The organism is Rhizobium sp. Leaf321 (assembly GCF_001423215.1).
Taxonomy (GTDB): domain Bacteria; phylum Pseudomonadota; class Alphaproteobacteria; order Rhizobiales; family Rhizobiaceae; genus Neorhizobium; species Neorhizobium soli.
In genome coordinates this window covers 920459-938422 of the sequence record NZ_LMOF01000008.1, presented here as the reverse complement: position 1 = coordinate 938422, position 17964 = coordinate 920459, and the positions used below count along the sequence as shown (strand labels likewise).

The window sequence follows — 17964 nt, the reverse complement described above, 5'->3', positions numbered from 1 at the left end:
GGGGGGGGGGGGGGGGGGGTGACCGCCGGGATCCCAAAGATCACCCCACCCCGGCGCTTTGCGCCGACCCTCCCCCTCAAGGGGAGGGTAATCCCTCACCGCCCCAGATAATTCTCGATCACCTTCGGATCGTTCGACACGAAATCGATCGAGCCTTCGGCCAGCACCGACCCTTCCGCGAGACACGTCACCTTGACGCCGAGATCGCGGATGAAGCCCATGTCGTGTTCCACCACCACGACCGAGCGGGTCTTGGCGATTTCCTTCAGCAGCAATGCGGTCTCGGATGTCTCGGCATCCGTCATGCCGGCGACCGGCTCGTCGACAAGAAGCAGTTTCGGTTCCTGCGCGAGCAGCATGCCGATCTCGAGCCACTGTTTCTGGCCGTGCGAAAGATTGGCGGCATATTCGTTTTTGCGGTGGGACATGCGGATCGTCTCGAGGATTTCCTCGATGCGCGCCTTGTCGTCTGCAGACAGCGTATAGAACAGCGTGCCGAACACGCTGCGCGACCGGTTGAGCGCCAGTTCGAGATTGTCCCACACGGTGTGGCTTTCGAACACGGTCGGCTTCTGGAATTTGCGGCCGATGCCGAGCTGGGCGATATCGGCCTCGTCCTTCTTGGTGAGGTCGATCGTGTCCTCGAAGATCACCCGGCCGGTGTCGGGACGCGTCTTGCCCGTGATGATGTCCATCATCGTCGTCTTGCCGGCACCGTTCGGGCCGATGATGGCGCGAAGCTCTCCCGGTTCGACCACGAGCGACAGCGAATTGATCGCCTTGAACCCGTCGAAGGAGACGGAGACGTCTTCGAGATAGAGCAGGCTTTTCGTGCGTGTTTCGGCAATCGTGTTCATCGTCTCACTCCGCTGCCTGAACCTGTCGGGCGACCGGGACCGCCCCGGCATCCCTGCCCTTTTCCGCCTCGACCGCTGCCTTCAGCGCCTTGCGGCCAGCAAAGCCGTGCTGGATTGTGCCGACGATGCCGCGCGGCAGGAACAGCGTGACGGCAATGAACAGGCCGCCCAGCGCAAACAGCCAGATCTCCGGAAAGGCGCCGGTGAAATAGCTTTTCCCGGCATTGACGAGGATGGCGCCGATGATCGGGCCGATCAGCGTGCCGCGCCCGCCGACCGCCGTCCAGACGACGACTTCGATCGAGTTGGCAGGCGCAAATTCGCCCGGATTGATGATGCCGACCTGCGGCACGAACAGCGCACCGGCAATGCCGGCAAACATGGCCGAAACGACGAATGTGAAGAGCTTGATATTCTCCACCCGGAAGCCGAGGAAGCGGACCCGGCTTTCCGCATCGCGCACGCCGACCAGAACCTTGCCGAATTTCGAGCGGGTGATGGCCGAGGCGACCAGAAGGCAGAGCGCAAGCATGATGGCCGACATCGCAAAGAGCGCCGCACGGGTGCCGCCGGCCTGCACGTTGAAGCCGAGGATTTCCTTGAAGTCGGTGAGGCCGTTATTGCCACCGAACCCCATGTCGTTGCGGAAGAAGGCGAGCAGAAGCGCATAGGTCATCGCCTGGGTGATGATCGACAGGTAGACGCCGTTGACGCGGCTGCGGAAGGCGAACCAGCCGAAGACGAAGGCTAGCAGGCCCGGCACGACTAGAACCATCAGCATCGCAAAGGCGAAGTAATCGAACCCGTACCAGAACCAGGGCAGTTCCTTCCAGTTGAGGAAGACCATGAAATCGGGCAGCAGCGGATTGCCGTAGGTGCCGCGCGAGCCGATCTGGCGCATCAGATACATACCCATCGCATAGCCGCCGAGCGCAAAGAACGCGCCGTGGCCGAGCGAGAGGATGCCGCAATAGCCCCAGACCAGATCCAGCGCCAGCGCCAACAGCGCATAGCAGAGATACTTGCCCATCAGCGCCATCGCATAGGTCGGGATGTGGAGCGCGCTGTCGGGCGACGTCAGGAGATTGAGCGCCGGGACGAGAATGGCGACGCCGAGCAGGATGGCGATGGCCACGACGATCTTGCCTTCGAGTGCACGCAGAATGAAGCCGGTAATCATGCTTCGATCGCCCTTCCCTTGAGCGCGAAAAGACCGCGCGGACGTTTCTGGATGAAGAGGATGATGAGAACCAGAACCAGGATCTTGCCGAGAACGGCACCGACCGAGGGTTCGAGGAACTTGTTGAGCACCCCGAGCGAAAGTGCCCCGACCAGCGTGCCCCAGAGATTGCCGACGCCGCCGAACACCACGACCATGAAACTGTCGATAATGTAGCTCTGGCCGAGATTGGGCGAGACGTTGTCGATTTGGCTGAGCGCGACGCCCGCAATGCCGGCGATGCCGGAGCCGAGCGCGAAGGTCAGCGCGTCGACCCATGGCGTGCGGATGCCCATGGAGGATGCCATGCGACGGTTCTGGGTGACGGCCCGCATATTGAGGCCGAAGGCGGATTTCTTCATCACCACCAGCAGCGCAAAGAAGATCGACAGCGAGAAGATCACGATCCACATGCGGTTCCAGGTGATCGTCATGCCGCCAAGCGGGAACGAACCGGACATCCACGACGGGTTGCCGACTTCCTTGTTGGTGGGACCGAAGATGGAGCGGATCGTCTGCTGCAGGATCAGCGACACGCCCCAGGTGGCGAGCAGCGTTTCCAGCGGCCGGCCGTAGAGAAAGCGGATGATACCGCGTTCCACGACGAAACCGACGGCACCGGTTACAAGAAAAGCGACCGGCAGCGCAATCGTCAGCGACCAGTCGAACAGGCCCGGCGCGTGGCTGCGGATCACTTCCTGCACCATATAGGTGGAATAGGCGCCGAGCATGACCATTTCGCCATGCGCCATGTTGATGATGCCCATCACGCCGAAGGTGATGGCAAGACCGATCGCGGCCAAGAGCAGCACGGAACCGAGCGACACGCCGTACCAGACGTTCTGGGCCAGATCCCAAAGCTGCTGCTCGTTCTGGATGGCTTTGATCGCCGCATCGAGATCGGCTTTCAGGCTCGGATCGATCGTTGTCGAGACGGAACTCAGGATGCCGAGCGCACTGCGCCCGCCAAGATTTCCCATGGTCTGGATGGCGGCGCGCTTTTCGTCGAGCGAGCGGTCGGAGGAGAGCACCGAGACGGCGCGCGCCTCTTCCATGCGGAACTTGACGTCGCGGTCGGTTTCCTTGGCAATGGCAGCCTCGACCAGATCGAGCGCCTCCGCACTCGGCGACAAAAGGATTGCATCGGCTGCCGCAAGACGGACACTGCGATCCGGGCTCATCAGCGTCAGACCGCCAAGCGCTGCACGAATGGCGCGCCGCAGCGTGTTGTTGACGCGGATCTTGGTGACGGCACCCTTGGCGACCTGCCCGGCGCTTTCGGCCGTCACCGGATCGATCAGATCCAGCTGCGCGCCGGCGGGTTTTGCCACGAACACGGCCTTGTCGGCCTTGCGAAAATAGAGATCACCCTCGGCAAACGCCTCAAGCGCCGGCACCACCCGGATATCGCCACTGGTGGCGATCTGTGCGACGATCGATTCAGCCTTACCGAAATCGGCATCGGCGAGCTGGTTAAACAGCGGCTTTGGATCCGCCCCTTGCGAAAAGGCTGGCGCTGCAAACGAAAAGATCAGAAAAATCAGCGTGAAAAAACGGATAGGCATATCTTTGTCCCCCGGATGGCCGCGTGGGGCGGAGGGCTCGATCGCCCCTCATCCTCCTGCCGGCACCTTCTCCCCGCAAGCGGGGAGAAGGAAAATCGTCACGCCCTCACCGACCCCCGGTCACGCTCTCGCGTGCCCAAGTCCCCTCGCCCCGCTTGCGGGGAGAGGGTTAGGGTGAGGGACAACCTTAACTATGGCCGAGACTGGATCAGCTGCCGCCCTTGCCGCCGCACTTGCCGGTTGCAACGTTGAAGTTGCCGCAGGACATCGGCTTGCGCCAGTCGGAGATCAGGTTCTTGGAGTCCGGCAGGTAATCCGACCATTCGTCACCGACGACGGCAGGTGTTTCCTGGACGATTTCGAACTGGCCATCGGCCTGGATTTCACCGATCAGCACTGGCTTGGTGATGTGGTGGTTCGGCATGACGGTGGAATAGCCACCCGACAGGTTCGGCACCGAAACGCCGATGATCGAGTCCAGAACCGCGTTCGTATCGGTCGTGCCGGCGGATTCGACGGCCTTAACCCAGGCCTGGAAACCGATATAGGCGGCTTCCATCGGATCGTTGGTCACGCGCTTGTCGTTCTTGGTAAAGGCATGCCATTCCTTGATGAAGGACACATTGACCTCGGCATCGACGGACTGGAAATAGTTCCAGGCGGCGAGATGGCCGACCAGCGGCTTGGTATCGAGACCGGCGAGCTCTTCTTCGCCGACCGAGAATGCCACGACCGGAATGTCTTCGGCCTTGATGCCCTGGTTGCCGAGTTCCTTGTAGAACGGCACGTTTGCGTCACCGTTGATGGTGGAAACAACGGCGGTCTTCTTGCCGGCAGAGCCGAACTTCTTGATGTCGGAAACGATGGTCTGCCAGTCGGAATGGCCGAACGGCGTGTAGTTGACCATGATGTCGGCCTCGGCGACGCCCTTCGACATCAGATAGGCCTTGAGGATCTTGTTGGTCGTCTGCGGATAGACATAGTCGGTGCCGGCGAGAACCCAACGCTGGACGCCTTCTTCCTTGGCGAGGTAATCGACCGCCGGAATGGCCTGCTGGTTCGGCGCAGCGCCCGTGTAGAAGATGTTGCGCGAGGATTCTTCACCCTCGTACTGGACCGGGTAGAACAGGATCGAGTTCAGTTCTTCGAAGACAGGAAGAACCGACTTGCGCGACGATGAGGTCCAGCAACCGAACACGGCTGCAACCTTGTCCTGGCTGATCAGCTGGCGGGCCTTTTCGGCAAACAGCGGCCAGTCGGAGGCCGGATCGACGACGACGGCTTCGAGCTTCTTGCCGAGAACGCCGCCCTTCTTGTTCTGCTCTTCCACCATCATCAGCATGGCGTCTTTCAGCGTCGTCTCGGAAATCGCCATCGTACCGGACAGCGAATGGAGGACGCCGATCTTGATCGTATCGTCGGCAGCGTATGCGCCCGAAAGCGCCGTGGCGGACATGGCAGCGGCAAGCAGCGCGCCGGTAAGTTTCACCCTGAATGTCATTGGTCGAACCCCTCTTCTTGTTCGTTCAAGCAACCGGAGATTTAACCGTTGCTTAACCGGACTATCGGCTGCTGCACCGCAAAAACGTATACGTCGAATGACGTATCGGGAGGGGTGAACCGGCCCGTTGGGGGCAAAGGCACGCCAGTCTGACAGTTTGCTGACAGCGGCACTCAGTGGCCTGTCAGGGCCACGATGGCATCCTGCACTCGTCAACCAAATACGAGAGGAAACATGCCATGAAAACGAAACTTGCTCTGACGACCTTCGCCGCCGCACTCGCCCTCACCGCTTCGCTGCCGTTGGTCCAGTCCGCTGTTCCCTTTGCCGGCACATCCGCAGCCTTTGCCCGCCAGGGTGCGGACGATGGTCCGAACCATGATGCCAATGACGACAAGGGCGGCAAGCGTGGCGGAAAGAGCCGCGACGACGCTGCAACCCATGACAAGAACGACGACAAGGGTGGAAAGCGCGGCGGAAAGAGCAGCGACGACTCTGCAACCCACGACAAGAACGACGACAAGGGCGGAAAGCGCGGCGGAAAGAGCAGCGATGACGCCGCGACCCACGACAAGAACGACGACAAGGGCGGAAAGCGCGGCGGCAAGAGCAGCGATGACTCTGCAAACCACAACAAGAACGACCACAAGGGCGGCACGCGCGGCGGCCACAAATAGGCTTTGTCCGACCACTGTCCGCACCCCCGCCGGATGCCGGCGGGGGTGCGGCCGTTTGCAGCAACATCGCCATCATGGCAGAGTAGTGTTTCGCGGCTCAAAAGCGCTGCCACACAGTCCTATCCGGAGTATCAATGGGCGTGACCCGTCGTATCTGTCTTGCTGCGCTGCTCGCGGCCACACTCGGGTCGGCGATTGTCGCACCCGTTGCGCCCGCATTCGCCAAGGACGGCGACGGCGGCGGTGGCAGCGGATCTTCCGGCTCGGGCAATGACGGCGGTGGCGATGATGGCGATAACCACGGCGGCGATGACGATGGCGGTGATGACGACGGCAAGGACGGTGCGGGAAGCCATGACGCATCGGGGGGCAGCTATGGCCCAAACGATTCCGATCGGGCCCGCGATGCGGTTCGCAGCGGTCAGATCATGCCGCTGAAAACGATGCTGAGAAAGATCGACGCCACCAGGTATGGTCGCATCATCGACATCCGTCTCAGCCGCTCGCAGTCGCGCGACGTCTATCAATTGAAACTGCGTGACAACACCGGTGCCATCCGCACCCTGCGGGTCGATGCGAGAAGCGGCTCGCTGCTGGGAGGCGGTTGATATCATGAAGATCCTGCTTGCCGAAGACGATCCCCAGATCGCAGCGCTCGTCGTGGAGAAGCTTAGTCGCGAGGGCTATTTCGTCGAAACTCTGTCGAACGGACCAGACATTTGGGAACGGGGAGAGACAGGCGACCATGCAGCCATCATCCTCGATCTCGGCCTGCCAGGAATGGACGGGCTTTCAATTCTCAAGCGCTGGCGGGCAAGCGGCGTCGAAACACCCGTCCTCGTGCTGACGGCGCGCGGTTCCTGGATGGAACGTGTCGATGGCTTCGACGCGGGCGCCGACGACTACCTGCCGAAACCGTTTCGCAGCGAGGAGCTCCTCGCCCGCCTGAAGGCGCTGCTTCGCCGAACCGGCAAGGTCCAGGCGCGCGTCAAGTCGGCCGACCGGTTCACGCTTGACGAGCAGGCCCGCCGCGTGACGTTCGACGGACGCGAGCTGGATCTGAGCCCTCTGGAATACCGGATGATCTCGCTGTTCATCGACCGTCCCGGTGCCGTCCTGACGCCGGCGGAGCTTGCAAGCCAGGTTCAGGGCCGCGACGACGACGCCGCCAAGAACGCCGTCGAGGCGATGGTTGCCCGCTTGCGCAAGAAAACCGACAGCGACGCGATCGAGACCCGCCGCGGCTTCGGATACGTTTTGCCGGAGAAACGCCCGTGATCCGCTCCTTGCGTTTCCGTCTGGCAATCGGTGCCCTGATATCGATCGGCGTGGCCCTGTGGCTCGCCTGGTTCGTGCTCGGTCACCTGTTCGAGGATTATGTCGCCGACCAGTATTCCGCAGAGATGACGGCCGTCTCGGACGCGCTCGGCGCCCGGCTGACCATTCAGCAGAATGGTCTCTCCCTGGCCAGCGAGCCGTCCGATGCACGCTTCCAGATCCCGGCCGGTGGCCTCTACTGGCAGATATCGCCAGCCAACGGAAAACCGCCGTTGCGCTCGCGCTCGCTTTGGGACCAGGAACTTTCGCGGCAGTTGTTTTCTCCCGATCTCTATTGCGGCTTCTTCCAGACCGAGGGACCCGATGGTGGCCCGATCCTGATCACGGTCAGGGACATGTCGATCGGCGAAGGCGATGCCCTGCAGCGCTTTACCCTCTACACCGCCTTCTCCAAGAACGACATGGAAGAAGCGCTGGCCACCTATCACCGGCCGCTGGTCATGATGCTGGTTGCCATCGGCGCCCTGCTTTTCCTTGCCGCACTCCTGCAGAGCCTCGTCGGTCTGAGGCCGCTTTCCCGCCTGCGCCAGGATGTAGCCGATATCCGGGCGGGTCGCCTGCCGAGCATCGGTGCGCAGGGGCCAAGCGAAGTCACGCCGCTCGTCAACGAGATCAACCTTCTTCTGTCGGAGCGGGAAAATGCCGTCGAGAGGGCGCGCGCCCGGGCAAGCGATCTGGCACATGGCCTGAAGACGCCGCTGACGGTGCTGTCCCATCTCGTCGAGGATTTGCCGGGCGCCCGTCGCGAAACGGCCCTGCAGCAGATCGAGCTGGTGCGCCAGCGCGCCGACCGGCAGTTGCAGGCCGCTCGAATGGGCGTCGAACAGATGGCGACGACATCGCTTCTCGGCATTTCGGGAAAGCTTGTGAGCGTGCTGTCACCCGTCACCGAAAACCGCGGGATCGACTGGGAGCTCGACATCGATCCGGATCTCACGGTCCAGGCGGACCCGGCCGACGCAGCCGAAGCGATCGGCAACATTCTCGACAACGCTGTCCGTTTTGCAAGACGGCGCATCGCGCTGACGGCAACGAGGGGCGATGGGGGGATGGTGTTGCTGCGCATCGCGGACGATGGCCCGGGCGTCACGCCGGAGCGTTACGCCTCCATGCTGAAGCGCGGTGTCCGCGGCCAGCAAGAGGATGAAAGCGATGGCGCCGGAACAGGCCTTGGCCTGGCAATTTCCGGCGACATCGCAAATGCTTACGGCGGGAAGCTGAGCCTCTCCCGGTCGCATATGGGAGGTCTTGAAGCCGTCCTGTGTCTGCCGGCGACCAAGGAGATCGCGGCATGACGACGGAGCAGACTACTTCTTTTTGGTGTTGCTTTCGGCCGACTTGACCTGCGAACCCAAAGTCGGCGCAGCCGCTGGAGCGGCCTTGTCCTTCTTGGGTTTGCGCGTTTCCTTGTTGCCGCGTACCTGACCCTTGGCCATGACCTATCTCCTCATGTTGATGGTGAAGCATAGCCGCTGATCCGGGTAAAATAGCAAGCGTTATTACACCGGTTTGATAGGGCATTTTCCGACGCTTGATCGCAAACTCACAATCGGACGGGAACAATCCAATACCTGATGCAATTTCCCCGGATCGAGCAAAGCCGTGGAGCATCCCGTGATCAACGACCTCTGGTACAAAAATGCCGTCTTCTATTGCCTCAATGTCGAAACCTTCATGGATTCCAACGGCGACGGGGTCGGTGATTTTCAAGGGGTGCAGCGGCGCCTGGACTACCTCGCCGGCCTCGGCGTGACCGCGATCTGGCTGATGCCGTTCCAGGCGTCTCCCGGCCGCGACGACGGATATGATGTCTCAGACTATTACAATGTCGATCCCCGCTACGGCACGCTCGGCGATTTCGTCGAGTTCACCCACAGTGCCAAGCAACGCGGCATCCGCGTCCTGATCGATCTCGTCGTCAACCACACATCGGACGAACACCCCTGGTTCAAGGAAGCCCGTGCCGACAAGAATTCGCGCTACCGCGACTGGTATGTCTGGTCGAAGACGAAACCGGCCAACGCCGATGAAGGCATGGTGTTTCCGGGCATCCAGAAGACGACCTGGACGCGCGACAAGGCCTCCGGCGAATACTACTTCCACCGCTTCTACGAATTCCAGCCGGATCTCAACACCGCCAACCCGCATGTGCAGGCGGAAATCCTGAAGATCATGGGGTTCTGGCTGCAGCTCGGCGTCTCCGGCTTCCGCATGGATGCAGTTCCCTTCGTGATCGCCGAAAAGGGCGCCGACGTGAAAAAGCCGAAGGAGCAGTTCGACATGCTGCGCTCCTTCCGCGAGTTCCTGCAATGGCGCCAGGGTGACAGCATCATTCTGGCCGAAGCGAATGTCGTTCCGAAGGAGAACCTGCAATATTTCGGCGACGACGGCGACCGGATGCAGATGATGTTCAACTTCCACGTCAACCAGTCGCTGTTCTATGCGATGGCCAGCGCCGACGTTCGGCCACTGGCAAAGGCAATGAACGACACCAAGGAACGCCCGGCGACCGGCCAGTGGGGAATTTTCCTGCGCAACCACGACGAACTCGATCTCGGCCGCTTGACCGATAAGCAGCGCCAGACCGTGTTCGACAAGATGGGTCCGGACAAGGACATGCAGCTCTACGACCGCGGCATCCGCCGCCGTCTGGCGCCGATGCTGGGTGGCGATCCGCGCCGGCTGAAACTTGCCTACAGCCTGATGTATTCCCTGCCCGGCACGCCCGTTCTGCGCTACGGCGACGAAATCGGCATGGGCGACGACCTGTCGCTGCCCGAGCGCAACTGCGCCCGCACGCCGATGCAATGGTCGAACGAGCCTCAGGGCGGCTTCACCAAGAGCGACAAACCGATCCTGCCTGTCATCCACGAAGGGCCCTACGGCTTCGACCACGTCAACGTCGCCATCCAGCGTCGCGATCCGGATTCCATGCTCAACTGGACGGAGCGGATGATCCGCATGCGCAAGGAAGCCCCTGAGATCGGCTGGGGCACGTTCGAATGCCTCGATACCGGCGACGACGGCGTGCTCGCCATGCGCTACGACTGGCGCGACAACGCACTGGTGATCCTGCACAATTTCCACGACCGTCCGGTGGAGATCACCTTCGACGTGGGCCTCGAGGATGCGGGCAAGAACCTGATCGATATCGCCGATGACTCGGACAGCACAGCGGACGACACAGGCAAGCATCACATCGTGATCGAGCCCTATGGCTATCGCTGGTATCGCGCCGGTGGGCTGGATTATCTGCTGAAGCGAAGCGAGGTGTGAAGCGAGGTGTGAGCGGCGGTAAAACCGCCCTTGCAAAACGCTGCACCAAAGTCGAAACTGCCTAAATATCAGTCTCCCCGATAAAGGCGATCGTTTTTAGGCATGGCAGCACGCCAACGCATCATACCGGTTCGCCGTGAGTACAATCGCTGGGTCGCAAACCAGACGCTGGAAGACTATGCGCTGCGGTTTACCGCAAAGAGCGCTAGACGGTTTTCGTCGAGCCGGATTTCGCAGACGGCGATCGGCGCGATCTCGTTTCTGGCGCTGGAGGCGATCGGTGGGGCGATTACGCTGTCCTACGGCACCACCAATGCCTTTTTCGCCATTCTGGTGGCCGCTCTCGTCATGCTGGTCGTGGGATTGCCGATCAGTCGCTATGCGATCCGCCACGGCGTGGATATCGATCTCCTCACCCGCGGCGCCTCGTTCGGTTATATCGGCTCCACCATCACCTCGCTGATCTATGCGAGCTTTACCTTCATGCTGTTTGCGATCGAGGCGTCGATCATGACCGGCGCGCTGGATCTCGCCTTCGGGATTCCGCCCTGGATCGGCTATATCATTTCGGCAGCGGTGGTGATCCCGCTCGTCATCTACGGCGTGCAGCTGATCTCGCGGTTCCAGCTTCTGACCCAGCCGTTCTGGATCATCCTCAACATTCTGCCCTTCGTCTTCATCGCCTTCATGGACTGGCAGAAATTCGACCTCTGGCGCGCCTTCGCCGGCATCGGCCATTCGAACGGCGAAATCGGCGGTTCGGCGCCGTTCGATCTGGTGGAATTCGGAGCAGCGTCCGCCGTCATCCTGGCCCTGATGCCGCAGATCGGCGAGCAGGTCGACTTCCTGCGCTTCCTGCCGCCGGAAGGGCAGCGCAAATGGCGCCACCGGTTCGCCGTGTTTCTGGCCGGACCCGGCTGGGTTCTGGTCGGCGTTCCAAAGCTTCTCGCGGGCTCCTTCCTCGCCGTGCTGACGCTCTCGAGCGCTGTGCCGGTCGAGGACGCGGCCGATCCCGCCCACATGTACCTCGCCGCCTTCGGCTACATGATCCCCAACGAAACCGCAGCGCTGATGCTGATGGCAGCCTTCGTGGTCGTGTCGCAGCTGAAGATCAACGTGATGAACGCCTATGCGGGGTCGCTTGCCTGGTCGAACTTCTTCTCGCGCCTGACCCACAGCCATCCCGGCCGCGTCGTCTGGCTGGTGTTCAACGTCATCATCGCGCTGCTTCTGATGGAACTCGGCATCTACAGGCTGCTGGAGGAAACACTCGGCATCTTCTCGATCGTCGCGATGAGCTGGCTCTGCACGATTTCGGCGGATCTGTTCATCAACAAGCCGCTCGGTCTGTCGCCGCCCGGCATCGAGTTCAAGCGCGCCCATCTCTATGACGTCAATCCGGTCGGGCTCGGCGCCATGTTTGGTGCGACAGGCATTGCGCTCACCGCCCATTTCGGCCTGTTCGGGCCGCTGATGGCGTCGCTTGCCACCTATCTGACGCTCAGCGCCTTCGTGGTGTCGCCAGCGATCGCCTTTGCCACAAAGGGCAAATACTATCTCGCCCGAAAGCCGCGCCAGAGCTGGAAGACGCTGGGTTCGATCACCTGCTCGATCTGCGAACACCCGTTCGAGCATGAGGACATGGCCTGGTGCCCGGCCTATGCGGCACCGATCTGTTCGCTCTGCTGTTCGCTCGACAGCCGCTGCCACGACATGTGCAAGCCGCATGCGCGGCTGAACACGCAGGTCGGCACCGTGGCGCGCACCTTCCTCACCGAAAGCGTCATTGCCAAGCTCACGACCCGGCTCGGCCGCTACGGGATGACGGCGGTGATCTCGATCTCGGCGATCGGCGCCATCCTGTCGCTGATCGCCTATCAGGTAGGCCAGGCAGCGCCTGCAAATGCCGATGTCATCTACGGCACGATCCTGATCGTCTTCTTCGTCTTTGCCATCATCACCGGCATCTTCTCCTGGTTCTACGTGCTGGCGCATGACAGCCGGATGGTGGCCGAAGAGGAATCCTCACGGCAGAACACGCTTCTTCTCAAGGAAATCTCGGCGCACAAGAAAACCGACGCGGCGCTGCAGGATGCTAAGGAAACCGCCGAAGCCGCCAACCGCGCCAAGAGCCGTTATGTCGTTGGCCTCAGCCACGAGCTGCGCACGCCGCTCAACGCCGTTTTGGGCTATGCCCAGATCCTCGAGCGCGACGACACCATCCCTGCCCCGCGGCAATCGGCAATCAAGGTCATCAAGCGGTCCGCCGACCATCTTTCCGGCCTGATCGACGGGCTGCTGGACATTTCAAAGATCGAGGCCGGGCGGCTGCAGGTCTATTCCAACGAGATCAACATCCAGGATTTCCTCGACCAGATCGTCGAGATGTTCAGCCTCCAGGCGCAGGCCAAGGGCCTTGCCTTCGAACACGTGCGCGCCCGCACGCTTCCGCAATATGTCCGGACCGACGAGAAGCGTCTTCGCCAGATCCTTGTCAACATCCTCTCCAACGCGGTCAAATTCACAGACGAAGGCACTGTTCGTTTCGAGATCGCCTATCGCAGCCAGGTCGCGACCTTCACTGTGACCGATACGGGCCGCGGCATCGCGGAAAAGGATCTCGGCCGCATCTATGAGCCGTTCCAGCGCGGCGAGGCGGAAAGCATCCGGCCGATGCCCGGGCTTGGGCTCGGGCTCACCATCACTCAGCTTCTGACCAACACGCTCGGCGGTGAAATCTCCGTTGCCAGCACGAAGGGTGAAGGCTCGACCTTTAAGGTGCGGCTCATGCTCTCGGCCATCGAGCGGCCGAACACGACACCGGAGGCGGAGCGAAAGATCGTCTCCTATACCGGGCCGCGCCGCACCATCGTCGTAGTGGACGACAACCAGGATCACCGCGACCTGATGCGCGAGGTGCTGGCGCCAATGGATTTCGTCATCCTGACGGCCGTCGACGGGCCGGAATGCCTGACGCTGATCGAGGGTGTTCGGCCGGATCTGTTTCTGGTCGATATCTCCATGCCCGGCATGAGCGGCTGGCAGCTTGTTTCGAGGTTGCGAGAGGAAGGCCAGACGGCGCCCATGATCATGCTCTCGGCCAATATCGGCGATGGCACGACCGCGGATGCGGGTGGCGAAGGGCATGACGATACGCTGTCCAAGCCCGTCAACCTGCGCCGCCTTGCCGACAAGCTTGCCTCGCATCTCTCCCTCAAATGGGTTTACGAGGACGAAGCACCGGCACTGGCGCTTTCGGCCCTCGTCAAGCAGCCGGTCATCAGCCCCGGGACGGGCCATCTTCAGGATCTGCTGCGGCTCGGTGAAATCGGTTACGTGCGCGGCATCGAAGCCAAGCTCGCGGATCTCGCCACGGACCAATCGCACCGCCCGTTCGCGGAAGAGCTCGGAACCTATGTAAAGGCCTTCGACATGGCCGGTTACATGAAATACCTGGAACGCATGGAGACACAGGAACTGGAAGAACGGGAAAACAACGATGGCTGACGCGACGACACCGCGCGATATCGTCCTCCTGGTGGACGACAGTCCCGACACGCTCGGTTTTCTGACTGAAGCGCTGGAGCAATCCGGCTTTTCGGTGCTGATCGCCACGTCGGGACAGGCAGCCCTCTCAATCGTCGAGCGCATCACGCCCGATCTGATCCTGCTCGACGCCGTGATGCCCGGCATGGACGGGTTCGAGACCTGCCGCAAACTGAAGGCGCATGCTGCAGCTCAGGTGCCCGTGATCTTCATGACGGGCCTGACCGAGACCGAGCATGTCGTCAACGCGCTGGAAAGCGGCGGCGTCGATTATCTGAGCAAGCCGATCAATATCGACGAATTGCGGGCGAGAATACGCGTGCATCTTTCCAACGCCCGCTCCGCCCAGAGCGCCCGCGTCGCGCTCGATGCCGCCGGCCGGCATCTGCTTGCGGTCAGAAACGACGGTTCGATCCGCTGGTCGACGCCGCAAGCAACGCGGCTGATGAATGCCGCAACGGAAAGCGACGACGGCATTGCGATCGTCGCGGGCCGCATCGGCGCCTGGATGGCGGAGCGCGATACGGCAGGCTTTGCCCGCAACGCCGCCTTCTCGCTGTCCGAAAACCTGCAGACCAGCCTGCAGTTTGCGTTTCTTGGCGCGATCGGCGCAGACGAATTCCTGTTCCGATTATCAGCCGCTGTCATCAAGCGGCCGGACGACGAAATCCTGCGCCAGCATTTTCCCCTGACGCAGCGGGAGTCGGAAGTGCTCTTATGGATCGCCAAGGGCAAGGCGAACAAGGATATCGGCGATATCCTCGGTCTGTCGGCCCGCACCGTGAACAAGCATCTCGAGCAGATCTACATCAAGCTCGGCGTCGAAAATCGCGCCTCGGCAGCGGTCATGGCGGCGAACGTCCTGCACGCAGGCGACCGGCCCGACTAGACGCAAACGGGCCGACCGGGGCCAGACACTTGCAGTCGGCGATGCCAAGGGATAGATCCGCGCGCACCCTCAACGGCTTAGAAAAGCCGCATCCGGAACTCCGCAGTCATGACTACTCAATCGCCTTTGACGGCACAGACGCCCCACGACGCAGATAACTCCCCGACGGCGGAACGGGTGAGGAAACGCGTCGTCCTGCATTTCCCGGGCTTCGAGCCGCTCGATGCCGGCATGCACCATGCCCGCTATGTGCGCGCGGCGGCCCAGAGCGCTAAGACATGGAACCTGGATCTCCAGGCGGGCGATCTGCAGCGGACCGCAAAGACTGCGTATTTCGACATCGCCTGTAGCGCCCCGGATCCAGCCGACGGCGGCACGCAAAGCCGGTTCTACATCTTCGACCATTGCGCGCTGGTGGACAGCCTGAACGGCAAGCCGCTGCTGCGCCGTATTCTCAACGGTTATGGAAGCGCCTTGCGCATCGTCACCCAGGGCGGCATGGCCGGCTATCTCAGGCATGCATGGCGGTTCGGCCTGTTTTTCCTGTTTCCATTCCTGCTGGTGGCGGTAGCGCTTGGGCTCACCGCCGTGATCGCTGCCCTGCCCGCACTGCTCGGGCTCAATATGTTGCATCTGTTGTGGAGCATACCGCTTGGTCTTGCGCTGTTCCGCTACGCCTTCCTGCCCTTCATGGCACGGTTTCACACGCTGCACCTGTTTGCCGACTGGGAGATGGCCGACGCGATGGGCAATCTCGACAGGCCCGATGTCAACGCCTGGCTGGCGAGCTGCATGGAGGGTGTCCGCGAGGCACTGACTGAGGATGCGGACGAATATCTCATCACGTCGCACAGCATGGGATCGGCTGTCGCCACCCACGTGATCGGCATGCTGCTTGCGGAAAATCCTGATGTGTTCAGGCGGGGCGCAGATCAGAGCGACCGCAAGGCGAGCTTCGTGACGCTGGGAGGCGCGATCCTGCAATGCTCGCTGCTGCGGCCTGCCGCAACATTGCGCGCCTGTGTCGGCCGCATTGCCCGAGCACCACAGATCTTCTGGCTGGAGGTTCAGTGCCTCACCGACAGCATTCATTTCTACAAGAGCCGCGTCGTGGCGCTGGCAGGACATGAAGATGCACCCCAGGCGACGCTTGCCTTCATCAGGGTCAAGCGGATGATGGCGCCCGAGCGCTACAACAGGATCAAGCGCGATTTCCTGCGCGTGCACCGTCAATACGTTCTGGGATCGGAAGCAAAGTCGAATTTCGATTTCACACTGATGACCGCCGGCCCTCTCCCCGCCGTGCGGTTTGCCAGTTTCACCCCCGAAAGTTTCTGATGGGATTTTCAGGGTTTGAGCTCGGGAAACTTAGAGCTCGATATCTGAACCCTGCAGGCATCAATGCAAAAAGCCCGGCCAATGGCCGGGCTTCCTGTCAATCGATGGTTCAAGCCTTGAAGGCTCAGCCCTGCGGGAAGTAGCTGTACTTGCCGTCCGGACCCTTCTTCCACTCGTACATGACGTAGCCTGGGAGCTTCGGGTCGCCCTTGGCGTCGAAAGCCATGTCGCCGAGAACGGTCTTGAACGGACCCTTTTCCTTGAGAGCCTTGGCAACGACTTCTGCGTCGTCAGGGCTGCCAGCAAGCTTGATGCCTTCGGCGATGACCTGAACGGCTGCGTAGGAATAGAGCGTGTAGGCTTCAGGGTTGAAGCCGGCAGCCTTGAACTTGGCAACCAGTTCCTTGTTCTCAGGACGCAGTGTCGGATCGGGGCCGAACGTGTTCAGCGTGCCTTCGACGGCATCGCCAGCGATCGAGGCCAGTTCGTTGGAGACGATACCGTCACCCGATACGAGCGTTGCCTTGAGGCCAGCATCCTTCGCCTGACGGATGATCAGGCCGGCTTCCGTGTGGAGACCACCCCAGTAGATGATCGAAACGCCGGCTTCCTTCATCTTGGAAATCAGCGCCGAGAAGTCCTTGTCGCCGACGTTGACGCCTTCGCGGATGACCTGCTTCTTGCCGGCCGCGTTGTAGGCTTTCATGGTTTCTTCAGCGAGACCCTGGCCGTAAGGTGTCTTGTCGTCGATGATCGCGATCTTTGCATCGGCGAACTTCTCGGCAAGATACTTGCCGGCGACGCCGCCCTGCTGGTCGTCACGGCCGCAGGTGCGGAACGTGTTCCACAGGCCGCGCTCGGTGAAGACAGGGTTGGTTGCTGCAGGGGTGACTTCGAGCATGCCGTTTTCGGCATAGACTTCCTGCGAAGCCGGGATCGAAACGCCCGAGTTGAAGTGACCGACAACATACTTCACGCCATCGGACGCGAACTTGTTGGCAACGGAAATGCCCTGCTTCGGATCGGAAACGTCGTCGCCGAGCGCGATGACCAGCTTTTCGCCGTTGATGCCGCCGGCGGCATTGATATCGGCGATAGCCTGTTCAGCACCCTTCTGCAGCTGCGCGCCGAATGCAGCATTCGGGCCGGTCAGCGGGCCGCCAACGCCGATGATGATATCGGCCCAGGCGTTGCCGCTGAATGCGACCATCGCCGTCAGCGCGACGGCGGAAAGAAGAGACTTCTTCATTGATTTACTCCCAGTTTTTAGGTGAGCGGTTTTTTGGGACCCGGACGCAATACCCACCATCATTGCGCCGGAGAAATGTTCCACCCTCTGGTGTATTCTTATTTGACCCAACCCAATCTGAAGTCAGAAATGAGCGACTGTCAATCTTTCTTCTTCCATGAGAAAGCGGAGACAGGCTGATAGAGCCAGTAGTAGTTCTGAACCATCTGACGGGTGCGGCGAATGCGGAATCCGGAGATGGAAAACGCCATCAGCAGCACCACATCGATGATGTAATGGAACGGGCTGATGAACGGTCCCTGGAACAGCGCGTAGTGCATGAACTGCATCGCGACGGCCAGAAGCAGCGTGTAGGCGATGACATGGCCATAGCCGTTCCAGCCTTCTGCGACCGCCTTGCCGGCGCGCCACGCCGTCCAGAAGCCGAGGACCATGACGAGTGCGCGCAGGAAATAACGCACGCCAGTATCGGTTTCGAAAAACAGGCCCTGCATCTCAGTGTCCCCCGG

15 protein-coding genes are annotated in these 17964 nt (G+C 61.4%); 8 read left to right on the top strand and 7 right to left on the bottom strand.

The features are described 5' to 3' along the window. Positions 1–95: 95 nt before the first annotated feature. From urtD to urtA, 4 genes are all read right to left on the bottom strand, one after another. The gene (gene urtD / locus ASF70_RS21640; RefSeq protein WP_062455234.1) at positions 96–857 is read right to left on the bottom strand and encodes an urea ABC transporter ATP-binding protein UrtD; all 762 of its coding nucleotides are present in this window, start codon (positions 855–857) and stop codon (positions 96–98) included. A 4-nt stretch (positions 858–861) separates the two neighbouring features. Continuing rightward, the gene (gene urtC / locus ASF70_RS21635; RefSeq protein WP_062582672.1) at positions 862–2037 is read right to left on the bottom strand and encodes an urea ABC transporter permease subunit UrtC; all 1176 of its coding nucleotides are present in this window, start codon (positions 2035–2037) and stop codon (positions 862–864) included. Further along, positions 2034–3641 carry an urea ABC transporter permease subunit UrtB gene (gene urtB, locus ASF70_RS21630; protein WP_062582669.1) on the bottom strand — a complete coding sequence of 536 codons (1608 nt, stop codon included), beginning with the start codon at positions 3639–3641 and terminating at the stop codon, positions 2034–2036. The genes urtC and urtB overlap by 4 nt, the downstream gene beginning before the upstream one ends. 208 nt (positions 3642–3849) lie before the next feature. Beyond that, on the bottom strand, positions 3850–5142 hold the full coding sequence (gene urtA / locus ASF70_RS21625; RefSeq protein WP_062582667.1) for an urea ABC transporter substrate-binding protein: 1293 nt from the start codon (positions 5140–5142) through the stop codon (positions 3850–3852). 239 nt (positions 5143–5381) lie between these two features. On the opposite strand from urtA, the gene ASF70_RS21620 reads away from it, so the two are divergent. The 4 genes from ASF70_RS21620 to ASF70_RS21605 all read left to right on the top strand — a co-directional run bounded on the left by ASF70_RS21620 (position 5382) and on the right by ASF70_RS21605 (position 8452). Then, a complete protein-coding gene (locus ASF70_RS21620) occupies positions 5382–5819 on the top strand; it encodes a hypothetical protein (protein WP_062582665.1) in 438 nt (145 codons plus the stop codon). A 134-nt stretch (positions 5820–5953) separates the two neighbouring features. Beyond that, positions 5954–6427, top strand: coding sequence for a hypothetical protein (locus ASF70_RS21615; RefSeq protein ID WP_062582663.1), 474 nt, complete (start codon positions 5954–5956; stop codon positions 6425–6427). Positions 6428–6431: 4 nt separating this feature from the next. Continuing rightward, a complete protein-coding gene (locus ASF70_RS21610) occupies positions 6432–7097 on the top strand; it encodes a response regulator transcription factor (RefSeq protein ID WP_062582661.1) in 666 nt (221 codons plus the stop codon). Further along, positions 7094–8452: a HAMP domain-containing sensor histidine kinase gene (locus ASF70_RS21605; RefSeq protein ID WP_062582658.1), complete on the top strand. Its 1359-nt coding sequence runs from the start codon at positions 7094–7096 to the stop codon at positions 8450–8452. The genes ASF70_RS21610 and ASF70_RS21605 overlap by 4 nt, the downstream gene beginning before the upstream one ends. Positions 8453–8464: 12 nt before the next feature. On the opposite strand, the gene ASF70_RS24795 is transcribed toward ASF70_RS21605, so the two are convergent. Beyond that, positions 8465–8593, bottom strand: coding sequence for a hypothetical protein (locus ASF70_RS24795; RefSeq protein WP_256413792.1), 129 nt, complete (start codon positions 8591–8593; stop codon positions 8465–8467). A 178-nt stretch (positions 8594–8771) separates the two neighbouring features. On the opposite strand from ASF70_RS24795, the gene ASF70_RS21600 reads away from it, so the two are divergent. From ASF70_RS21600 to ASF70_RS21585, 4 genes are all read left to right on the top strand, one after another. Further along, the gene (locus tag ASF70_RS21600; protein ID WP_062582656.1) at positions 8772–10433 is read left to right on the top strand and encodes an alpha-amylase family protein; all 1662 of its coding nucleotides are present in this window, start codon (positions 8772–8774) and stop codon (positions 10431–10433) included. Between the two features lie 102 nt (positions 10434–10535). Then, positions 10536–13940: an ATP-binding protein gene (locus ASF70_RS21595; RefSeq protein ID WP_062582655.1), complete on the top strand. Its 3405-nt coding sequence runs from the start codon at positions 10536–10538 to the stop codon at positions 13938–13940. Next, positions 13933–14868: a response regulator transcription factor gene (locus tag ASF70_RS21590; protein WP_062582653.1), complete on the top strand. Its 936-nt coding sequence runs from the start codon at positions 13933–13935 to the stop codon at positions 14866–14868. The genes ASF70_RS21595 and ASF70_RS21590 overlap by 8 nt, the downstream gene beginning before the upstream one ends. Before the next feature lie 108 nt (positions 14869–14976). After that, positions 14977–16206 carry a hypothetical protein gene (locus ASF70_RS21585; RefSeq protein WP_244474100.1) on the top strand — a complete coding sequence of 410 codons (1230 nt, stop codon included), beginning with the start codon at positions 14977–14979 and terminating at the stop codon, positions 16204–16206. Positions 16207–16330: 124 nt separating this feature from the next. Here the strand turns inward: ASF70_RS21585 and ASF70_RS21580 are convergent, their stop codons facing one another. Together ASF70_RS21580 and ASF70_RS21575 are read right to left on the bottom strand one after the other, a co-directional pair. Beyond that, complete coding sequence (locus ASF70_RS21580) at positions 16331–17455, bottom strand: branched-chain amino acid ABC transporter substrate-binding protein (RefSeq protein WP_062455215.1); 1125 nt, start codon at positions 17453–17455, stop codon at positions 16331–16333. Positions 17456–17595: 140 nt separating this feature from the next. Beyond that, on the bottom strand, positions 17596–17949 hold the full coding sequence (locus ASF70_RS21575) for a DUF6867 family protein (RefSeq protein ID WP_062455213.1): 354 nt from the start codon (positions 17947–17949) through the stop codon (positions 17596–17598). Between the last annotated feature and the right edge of the window lie 15 nt (positions 17950–17964).

What these genes read in the sequence shown, in the direction of transcription:
- urtD (WP_062455234.1), bottom strand. Translation starts at nt 857, where the DNA reads ATGAACACGATTGCCGAAACACGCACGAAAAGCCTGCTCTATCTCGAA.
- urtC (WP_062582672.1), bottom strand. Translation starts at nt 2,037, where the DNA reads ATGATTACCGGCTTCATTCTGCGTGCACTCGAAGGCAAGATCGTCGTG.
- urtB (WP_062582669.1), bottom strand. Translation starts at nt 3,641, where the DNA reads ATGCCTATCCGTTTTTTCACGCTGATTTTTCTGATCTTTTCGTTTGCA.
- urtA (WP_062582667.1), bottom strand. Translation starts at nt 5,142, where the DNA reads ATGACATTCAGGGTGAAACTTACCGGCGCGCTGCTTGCCGCTGCCATG.
- ASF70_RS21620 (WP_062582665.1), top strand. Translation starts at nt 5,382, where the DNA reads ATGAAAACGAAACTTGCTCTGACGACCTTCGCCGCCGCACTCGCCCTC.
- ASF70_RS21615 (WP_062582663.1), top strand. Translation starts at nt 5,954, where the DNA reads ATGGGCGTGACCCGTCGTATCTGTCTTGCTGCGCTGCTCGCGGCCACA.
- ASF70_RS21610 (WP_062582661.1), top strand. Translation starts at nt 6,432, where the DNA reads ATGAAGATCCTGCTTGCCGAAGACGATCCCCAGATCGCAGCGCTCGTC.
- ASF70_RS24795 (WP_256413792.1), bottom strand. Translation starts at nt 8,593, where the DNA reads ATGGCCAAGGGTCAGGTACGCGGCAACAAGGAAACGCGCAAACCCAAG.
- ASF70_RS21595 (WP_062582655.1), top strand. Translation starts at nt 10,536, where the DNA reads ATGGCAGCACGCCAACGCATCATACCGGTTCGCCGTGAGTACAATCGC.
- ASF70_RS21590 (WP_062582653.1), top strand. Translation starts at nt 13,933, where the DNA reads ATGGCTGACGCGACGACACCGCGCGATATCGTCCTCCTGGTGGACGAC.
- ASF70_RS21585 (WP_244474100.1), top strand. Translation starts at nt 14,977, where the DNA reads ATGACTACTCAATCGCCTTTGACGGCACAGACGCCCCACGACGCAGAT.
- ASF70_RS21580 (WP_062455215.1), bottom strand. Translation starts at nt 17,455, where the DNA reads ATGAAGAAGTCTCTTCTTTCCGCCGTCGCGCTGACGGCGATGGTCGCA.
- ASF70_RS21575 (WP_062455213.1), bottom strand. Translation starts at nt 17,949, where the DNA reads ATGCAGGGCCTGTTTTTCGAAACCGATACTGGCGTGCGTTATTTCCTG.